We start from the raw sequence: 8173 nt of genomic DNA on the forward strand, positions 1-8173 counted from the left end.
CCTTGTGGCTGGCCGAGCCCGCCGCCAACCCGGCCCTGCTGGCGGTGATCGGCCGCCACCGCCACCCCCGCTGCCGGACCCTGCTGCGGCAGGCCCTGGCACCGATCGCCGACGTCCCCGGCAGGGGCTCCGCCGCAGGGGCGCCGGCCGCGCTGCTGCTGCCCCTGCTGGGCCATCAGCGGCACCCGGACGATTTCCCGCTGCTGCGGGAACGGGTGCTGGCGCCGTTACCGCAGCAGCAGCGGCGGGCCGCCCTGGAGGGCCTGGCCGTGGGGCTCGGGGCCTGGCCGCTGCTCCCCCTGCGGCAGGTGCTCATCGCTCTGGTGGGGGATCTGGACCCGACCCTGGCCGCCACGGCCGTGGACCTGCTGGCCCGTCTGCCCGGGGGAGGCCAGGACCTGGCCGCCCTGGATCGCTGCCGCCTGGCCCCCGAGGTGGCGCGGCGGGTGGAGCGGCGGCTGGCGGCCGGGCGATCATGACCGCACCCCAGCGCGCTTGAGGCGAGGCCGATGTTCCGTCACCTGCTGGTGCCCACCGATGGCTCCGATCTCTCCGACGGCACGATCCGCCGGGCGGTGAGCTTCGCCCGCGACTCCGGGGCGACCATCACCTTCCTGCACGTGCTCGCCAACCTGGCGATGCCACCCCAGGGCTCCCTCTACGGCGATCCGGTGCTGCTGGACCCGGCCGTGGTGGAGCAGTTCAGCCAGGCGGAGCGAAGCTATGCCGACGAGCTGCTGGGGCGGGCCAGGGCCCTGGCCGAGGAGGCCGGGGTCCCCTGCGACACCGCCGTCGGTGAGCATCCGGTCGTCTACGAGGCGATCATCGAGGCCGCCACTCGCCATGGCTGCGACCTGATCTTCATGGCTTCCCACGGCCGCCGCGGCCTCGCCGGGCTGCTGCTGGGCAGCGAGACCCAGCGGGTGCTGACCCACACCGAGCTGCCGGTGCTGGTGTTCCGGCGCCCCGGACCCGCCGCCGGCCATGGTCAGGAAGCGCCCTCGGCCCCCGCCTCCTGAAGCCGCCAGCGGCGCACCACCTCGGCCACGTCCAGGCCGTCGAGGTCGACCTGGGCATTGAGGCGCTGCATGGTGGCGGCGGAGATCCGGCCGGCCAGCCCCTGGATCACGGGCACCAGCTCCGGGCGCCGTTGCAGGGTCGCGGTGTGGAACACGGGCACCGCGTCGTAGGGGGGGAAGTAATGCCGGTCGTCCCGCAGCTGCTGCAGGTCGAGGGCGGGGATCAGTCCGTTGGTGGTGTCACCGGCGATCAGGTCGACGCGGCCCTCGGCCAGGGCCCGGTAGGTGAGGCCCAGATCCATGGCCTCGGGGGGCCGGGCGAAGCGCAGCCCGTAGCGCCGCGCCAGGCCGGCGAAGCCATCGGGCCGGTTGAGGAATTCGTAGCCGAAGCCCGCCCGCCAGCCGGGGGTGTGGGGGGCCGCCTCGCTGATCGTGGCGATCCCCAGCCGCCTGGCCTCGGCGCGGCGCACCAGGATCGCGAAGCTGTTCTCGAAGCCCAGGGAGGGGAACACGGTGAGCCCGAAGCGCTCGGCGTAGAGCCGGCGCGTCTGCTCGAACACCCGCTCCGCCGGATCGGGCGTCTCCGGTGGCGGCGGCGGCTGGTCAAGAAGCGTGGTCCAGGCGGTGCCGGTGTACTCCACGTAGCCGTCGATGCGGCCGCTGCGCACGGCGGCGTGGATGAGGCCGGTGCCCCCCAGGCCGAAGTCGCGCCGCACCGTCAGTGGCGTGGCGGCCTCGATCTGCTGGGCCAGCAGTTCCCCCAGGATCAGCTGCTCGGTGAAGCTCTTGCTGCCGATCCGCACCGTGCCGCCGCCGGCGGGCGGCAGCAGTTTCAGGGCCAGCACGGCCCCCAGGGCCAGGCCCGCCAGGCCCCAGGCGAGCCGCAGCACCCGTCGCCGGCCGGGGGCGTTGGTGCCGCCGCTGGGGCGCCGGGCCAGCCGCCGTTCCAGCCACCCCAGGCCGCCATCGGCGAGCAGGGCGATGGCGGCGGCCGGCAGGGCCCCCGCCAGGATCAGGCCGTTGTTCACCGTGGCGATGCCCCGGAAGATGAACACCCCCAGGCCACCGGCGCCGATGGCGGCGGCGATGGTGGCCACCCCCACGCCGATCACCGTGGCCACGCGGAGGCCCGCCATCAGGGTGGGCAGGGCCAGGGGCAGCTCCACCCGCAGCAGCACCTGGCGGTCGCTGAGCCCCAGGGCACTGCCCGCCTGCTTCAGCCCCGGGGGCACCTGGGCCAGGCCCGTGACCAGCCCCCGCAGCAGGGGCAACAGGGCGTAGAGGGTGAGGGCCACGATCGCCGGGGTGGTGCCGATGCCCCCCAGCAGCGGCACGGTCAGCAGCAGGCCGAAGATCGCCAGGCTCGGCACCGTCTGCACCGTGCTGGCCAGCGCCAGCACCGGCCCGGCCCAGCGGGGCCGGCGGCTGATCCAGAGCCCCAGCGGCAGGCTGATCGCCAGGGCCAGGCCGATGGCGCTGCCCACCAGTAGCAGGTGCTCACCGCTGCGCTGCAGGATCTCCCCCGCCAGGGCGCCGTCCCACCAGGCCGGCGGCCACCGGGAGGTCATGGCGCCTCGGCCGGCGTCAGGGCCCGGGTGGCCTGGAACACCGGCACGGCCACCCCGATCAGCAGCAGGGCCCAGCCGCTGTTGGCGGTGTCGTTGCGCAGGGCGCCGACCAGGAACGCCACCGATCCGATCAGCACGATGGCGGTGCTCCAGGGGTGGCCCCAGGCCCGGTAGGGCCGCGGCCGTTCCGGCTCCCGCGCCCGCAGCACGAACAGGCAGACGATCCCCACCAGGTAGAGGCTCACGTACAGGAAGGCCGCCAGCCCCAGCAGGATGGTGAAGTCGCCGCCGAGCACCAGCAGGGCCGACGCCAGGCTGGTGAGCACCAGGGCCACGGTGGGGGTGCCGCCCCGGTTCACGCGGTCGACCAGGGGGCTGAACAGGCGGTCGCGGCTGAGGCCGTAGAGGATGCGCGGGGCGCCCATGATCGAGGCGTTGATCAGCCCTGCCAGGGACAGCAGCGCCAGCACGGTGATCGCCTGGCCGCCGAAGGCGCCGAACAGCAGGGCGGCCGCGTCGGCCACCGGCAGGCTGGAGACGGCGATCGCCGGCAGCGGCAGCACCCGCAGCAGGGCCAGGTTGAACAGGGTGTAGAGGCCGATCACCGCCAGCACGCCGCCGATCAGGGAGCGGGGCAGGTCCTCCTGGGGTTCGCTGAACTCCTCCGAGAAGTAGATGGGGCTGTGCCAGCCGTCGTAGGTGGTGACGATCGCCTGCAGGGAGAACACCAGCGCCACGGCCAGGCCCGTCCAGCCCACCGGGGTGGCCAGCACCGCCGCGGTGGTGGGGATCGCGGCGGCGGCCGTGGCCCGGGTGGCGGGGCCGCCCAGCAGGAAACAGGCCGCCACCACCGCCAGGAAGGCGACCGCCTTGGCCAGGCTCAGCAGCTTCTGGCTGCCGCTGCCGGCCTCCACCCCCAGTAGCTGGATCAGGGTGAAGAGCAGCAGCACCGCCAGCCCCACCAGCTTTCCGTGCGGCGCCAGTCCCGGCAGCAGGAAGGCCGCGTACTCGCCGATCGTGACCGCCACCCAGGCGATGCCGGTGCAGTGGCCGATCCAGTCCATCCAGCCCACGGTGAAGCCGGCGGCATCGCCGAAGCAGCGCCGGGCGTAGACGTACCAGCCGCCGGCCAGGGGCAGGCTGGCCCCCAGCTCCGCCACGGCGTTGGCGCCGAGCAGGGCGTAGAGGCCGCCGGCCAGCCAGGCCGCCATCACCCACGGGCCGCTGCCCAGCTGGGCCGCCACCAGGCCAGGCGTGCGCAGGATGCCGGCGCCGATGGTGCCCCCCACCGCCCCGGCGATGCCGAAGCTCACCCCCAGCACGCTGAGCAGGCGGCCCGGGGCCTGGGCGGTCGACGCCTGGTCCGGGACCATCGGATCGGGGGGAGCGGGGCGGGTCAGGGGGCGATCACCCGTTCCAGCAGCCCGTGCAGCTCCTCCAGCTCGTGGCGGCTCAGCAGCCAGTCGCCGTCGAGATCCTTGGTGACGCGGGCCTCGAGGATCCAGCCATCCTCCGTGCGCACGACGGCGAAGTGGGGGGACTGGAAGGGGGCGGCCATGGCTGGCGGGAAGGCAGCGGTACCTCCTGCTTAGCCAGGGCCGGCGGGGCGGGCAGCGCCGGGGAGCTCAGGGACCCTCGGAGGGGGGCGGTGCCAGCTGGTCCAGCAGCGGCGGCGGCCCCAGCTGCTCGAGGTGGAAGGTGGCGCCGTAGCTCGGGGTGGGGCGCTGGGAATAGAAGCGGGCGGGGGTCGGCCTGCCCAGCCCGGCACGGACTCCGGCCACCAGGGCGGCGGCCCGGCTGCGGGCCCGCAGGGCCTGCAGCACCAGCGCCTGCAGCCCCTCGGGCGCCCTGCTCCAGCCCAGGGCCGCGCAGGTCTGGTGGTCGAGCAGGCCCATCAGTGCCCAGCGCAGGGCGGGGCGCAGGGGGGCGGGCCAGTCGGCCAGGAGCATGGCCAGGGTGGCGTCGGCGATGCGCCGGTTGGTGGCCGCCGGGGCGAAGGCCTCCCGCTCCACCCGTTCGTTCAGGACCAGCAGGTCGGCCAGGGAGTCCGGCAGGTCCACGATCCCCATGCGCTCGCCCACCCCGCGCCAGAACCGGAACAGGTGCTCCTGCTCCAGGGGAGTCAGGGGCCGCCAGCCGTAGCGCGCCAGCCAGCGGATCGGCTCGGCCACGAAGGTGGAGAGCACGTAGAGGAAATCGTCGTTGCCGATCGCGTAATGGCCGTGGATGCGGTTCATGCGCTCGATCACCGCCGCCCCGGCCGGGCTGTCCAGCCCATGGCGCAGCAGTTCGGCCACCATCAGACCGGTGTCGTCATAGCGCTTGCGGGGCCGGCGCTCGAATTCCCCGGTGCGGGCCAGCAGGCCGGAGATGGAGGGCACACAGAAGGTCTTGAGCAGGGCCAGCTCCAGGGCCCGGGTGAGGTCCCAGGGAAACAGCTCGCCGGCCAGCCGGTGGGCGGTGGCCTCGGCGGCCCGCAGGGTCGCAGCGGCGTCGGCGGTTTCTGCGGCGTTGGCCGTGGTGCCGGCGGCCGGGGCGTCGCCGGGATCGAAGGGATCGGTCATCGGGGACTCAGAAGCGGGAGCCGGGCTGCTGCAGGAACGCCTCCTCCTCAGGGAGGCTCGGCCGCCCGAGGATCCGGTTGCGGTGGGGGAAGCGGCCGAAGCGGGCGATCACCGCCTGGTGGCGGCGGGCGAACTCCGCTGTGCGGGCGTCGGTGTGGCGCTCGAACAGGGGCAGGCCCAGCTCCTGCACCGCCGGATCCTCGCTGTGCATCAGGGGCATCAGCCAGAACGGCCGCCGTTCCGGTGCCGGCTCCGCCGCCACCCAGCCGGCCTCGACGGCCCGCAGCGTCAGGGCCAGGGCCTGACCATCGCCGGCGAAGGCGCGGGCCTGGTCGCGCCAGATCTGCCGCGGGAACTGGTCGAGCACCAGCAGCAGGGCCAGGGCCTCGGCGGGGTGTTCCCCCCAGGGGGCCAGGCCGCCGTCCAGGGCCTGGTCGGTGAGGGCCCCGAACCGTTCCCGCACGGTCCGGTCGCGGTCGGGACCGGGTCGGAACCAGGCGGAGGGGGGCGTCTCCTCGAACCAGAAGCGCAGAACCTCCTGCGGGGTCGGCATGGTTCAGACGAGGAATCGGTGCAGCAGAAATGGAAGCACCATCAGCAGCAGGGCGATGGCCACCAGGGCCGGCAGGTGGCTGATGCCGTAGGGAACCACCATCAGCAGCACGCCGCAGCCCAGGGCCACCGCATGGGCCTGCTTCCGGCCGTAGAGCAGGTAGCCCAGCCCGATCGACCCGATCACCAGCGTCAGCAGCTGGCGGAGGCTGGGATCGCTGCCCATGGAACCTGGCCCGGAGCGGCGGACGCCCCCATGCTGGGGCTCCCATCGCCGTCCTGCCCACCCATGTCCCATCTGGTGGTGCTCCAGCACCTGGAGCGCGAAGGTCCGGGTCGTTTCGGCGAGGAGGCCCGACGCCGGGGTTGGGACGTGACGGTGTGCCGGCCCGACCGGGGGGAGCCGATGCCCCGGCTCGGGCCCGGCCAGGCGCTGCTGGTGCTGGGGGGACCGATGGGGGTGGGTGACATCGGATCGCCGTCGTTTCCCTGGCTGGAGGCGGAGGTGGCCCTGCTGCGGGAGTGCCTGGAGTGCGAGCGCCCGGTGGTGGGGCTGTGCCTGGGGGCCCAGCTGCTGGCCTTCGCCGCCGGTGGGCAGGTGGTGCCACTGACGGCGGGGGACCCGCCCGTGCGGGCGTACGAAGTGGGCTGGGAGCCGGTGGCCTGGACACGGCCCGAGGATCAGGAGCCTGTGCTGGCGGGGCTCGGCGCCGCCCTGCCGGCCCTGCACTGGCACGGGGACCGGATCCGGCTCCCAGCCGCCGCCGTCCTGCTGGGGTCGACGCCCCTCTGCACCGAACAGATGTTCCGCATCGGGCACCACGCCCACGGGCTCCAGTTCCACGTGGAGGTGACGGACGCCGCCCTGGAGACCTGGCTCGAGGAGGACGGTGACTACGTGCGCCTCGCCCTGGGCCCGGACGGGGTGGAGCAGCTGCGGGCCGGTCGGGAGCGCTGGGGGGAGGAGGGGGAGCGCCAGGGGCGCCGGCTGATCAACAACCTGCTGGATCGGATCGGCGCCCTGCTCGGGGGGTATCCCCTGCTCTGAGGGCCGGTGCCATGGTCAGCGCGCCGTCACCCGTCGGCCAGCTGGCGGCGGCCCTGCTCCACCGCCCCGTCCTCCAGCAGCCGTTCCGCCCGGGTCAGCCCCGCCGGGAGGCTGTCGCTGATCCCGGCGCGCCAGAGCAGGAAGCCGCCGTTCCAGATCAGTCCGGGCCGCAGCGGTCCGGAGCCGGCCAGGGCCTCCCGGGCCTGGTCCCGCCACTGGGCCAGGCTTTCGAGCGGCACCTCGGGCGCCCCGAGGCCGTGGTCGCGGGCCCGCAGGATCAGGCGTTCCGCCCCACCGGCCGCTCCCCCCACCCGGTGGGAGGCGATCGCCACCCGGTTGGTGGGCAGCTCCACGCCCCCCTCCAGCCCCTTGATCAGAAGCAGGTCGTCCTGGCCGGTGGAGGCCAGGGCCTCGCCGGCCAGCCGCTCGGTCGGGGCGTGGACGAAGCCGCTGACCTGCAGGTGGGGTCCGGGGTGGCAGCTCCAGAGCAGTTCCAGGGTGGCGACCGGCGGGCGCTTGCCGATCTGCTCCCGCAGCGGCACCAGCCGCTCCGCCGCCGGGAAGTGGGTCGGCTGGTGGAGCAGGGCCAGCCCCTCGGCGGCGAAATGGCGGTTCACCGCGTCCCAGGGGAGGCCGCGGCGGTCGAGGTCGAGGGCGGCCAGGGCTTCGGCCGTGGTGAGGCCGTACTTCACCGGCATCGGATCGCCGCCGTGCAGCACCACCCCGGCCCCCGCCGCCACCAGCAGCAGGGCCACCAGCGGCAGCAGCGGCGCCGAGCGGCTGCGGCCATCGAAGGGCACCCCGAAACTCAGCACCCGGCGCGGGCTCGCCGCCAGCCGCGGTCCGCGGCGTGCGTAGCTGTCGAGCATGCCGGCCAGCTCCTGGGGCTCCGGGCGCCGCAGGCGATGGGCGATCAGGAAGGCGCCGGCCTGGGCGTCCGTGCAGCACCCGTCGAGCAGCAGATCGAGGGCTTCGCCGGCTTCGGCCCGGCTCAGGGCCCGGCCGCTGCGTTCGCCGCTGCCCAGGGCGGCGATCAGTTCGCGGAAGCGGCGCGGGTCGGCCCCCAGCGCCTCCGCCCGCTCCAGCCGCCGCTGCGCCGTCCATTCCCCCCCGGGGCTCGGCGTCGACATGCGCGGCGACCTCCTTACGGTGATCCCTAGGGTGAGGGGCATGCCCGGGATCATCGCAAGCCCCCTGCTGCTGGTGGTGCATGGCCGTGCCGGTGGCGCCATCCCCGCCGAACTGCAGGCCCTGGCCAGGGAGCTGGAGGCGGGGCGCGGCGCTGCGGTGGGGCTGGAGGCGCTGACGGCGGGGGAGCCGCCGGCGGTTCCCTGCGGCAGCGCCGCCGCCCCCCTGGTGCTGGTGCCCCTGTTTCTCCTGCCCGGCAGCCATGTGCGCCGGGACGTGCCGCGGATCGCCGAG

The 8173-nt window shown here is 74.7% G+C and carries 11 protein-coding genes; 4 read left to right on the forward strand and 7 right to left on the reverse strand.

What is annotated here, in order from left to right; genetic code table 11:
- On the forward strand, positions 1 to 479 hold a 479-nt coding region (locus tag KBY81_RS15640), incomplete at its 5' end, for a hypothetical protein (protein WP_254976999.1).
- Positions 480 to 509: 30 nt separating this feature from the next.
- Complete coding sequence (locus KBY81_RS15645) at positions 510 to 1019, forward strand: universal stress protein (RefSeq protein ID WP_106219700.1); 510 nt, start codon at positions 510 to 512, stop codon at positions 1017 to 1019.
- Here the strand turns inward: KBY81_RS15645 and KBY81_RS15650 are convergent.
- From KBY81_RS15650 to KBY81_RS15675, 6 genes are all read right to left on the reverse strand, one after another.
- On the reverse strand, positions 989 to 2587 hold the full coding sequence (locus KBY81_RS15650; RefSeq protein WP_254977000.1) for a glycine betaine ABC transporter substrate-binding protein: 1599 nt from the start codon (positions 2585 to 2587) through the stop codon (positions 989 to 991). The two genes, KBY81_RS15645 and KBY81_RS15650, sit on opposite strands and share 31 nt — an antisense overlap.
- Complete coding sequence (locus KBY81_RS15655) at positions 2584 to 3960, reverse strand: APC family permease (protein ID WP_106219698.1); 1377 nt, start codon at positions 3958 to 3960, stop codon at positions 2584 to 2586. Before KBY81_RS15655 ends, KBY81_RS15650 begins: the two co-directional genes overlap by 4 nt.
- Before the next feature lie 23 nt (positions 3961 to 3983).
- On the reverse strand, positions 3984 to 4145 hold the full coding sequence (locus KBY81_RS15660; RefSeq protein ID WP_181279974.1) for a hypothetical protein: 162 nt from the start codon (positions 4143 to 4145) through the stop codon (positions 3984 to 3986).
- Between the two features lie 67 nt (positions 4146 to 4212).
- Entirely contained in the window at positions 4213 to 5151 is a 939-nt protein-coding gene (locus KBY81_RS15665) for an oxygenase MpaB family protein (RefSeq protein WP_254977001.1), read from the reverse strand.
- Positions 5152 to 5158: 7 nt separating this feature from the next.
- Positions 5159 to 5704, reverse strand: a complete 546-nt coding sequence (locus KBY81_RS15670; protein WP_254977002.1) for a DUF924 family protein — start codon at positions 5702 to 5704, stop codon at positions 5159 to 5161.
- Positions 5705 to 5707: 3 nt separating this feature from the next.
- A complete protein-coding gene (locus KBY81_RS15675; protein ID WP_219903824.1) occupies positions 5708 to 5929 on the reverse strand; it encodes a hypothetical protein in 222 nt (73 codons plus the stop codon).
- Between the two features lie 63 nt (positions 5930 to 5992).
- Here KBY81_RS15675 and KBY81_RS15680 point away from each other — a divergent pair, with 63 nt between their 5' ends.
- The gene (locus tag KBY81_RS15680; RefSeq protein WP_254977003.1) at positions 5993 to 6751 is read left to right on the forward strand and encodes a type 1 glutamine amidotransferase; all 759 of its coding nucleotides are present in this window, start codon (positions 5993 to 5995) and stop codon (positions 6749 to 6751) included.
- Between the two features lie 26 nt (positions 6752 to 6777).
- Here the strand turns inward: KBY81_RS15680 and KBY81_RS15685 are convergent, their stop codons facing one another.
- Entirely contained in the window at positions 6778 to 7881 is a 1104-nt protein-coding gene (locus KBY81_RS15685; RefSeq protein WP_254977004.1) for an anthranilate phosphoribosyltransferase, read from the reverse strand.
- A gap of 40 nt (positions 7882 to 7921) precedes the next feature.
- On the opposite strand from KBY81_RS15685, the gene KBY81_RS15690 reads away from it, so the two are divergent.
- A partial coding sequence (locus KBY81_RS15690) for a CbiX/SirB N-terminal domain-containing protein (RefSeq protein WP_396103854.1) occupies positions 7922 to 8173 on the forward strand: 252 nt, incomplete at its 3' end.

The sequence above is a fragment of the Cyanobium sp. Lug-B genome, from assembly GCF_024345635.1.
GTDB lineage: Bacteria > Cyanobacteriota > Cyanobacteriia > PCC-6307 > Cyanobiaceae > Cyanobium > Cyanobium minutissimum.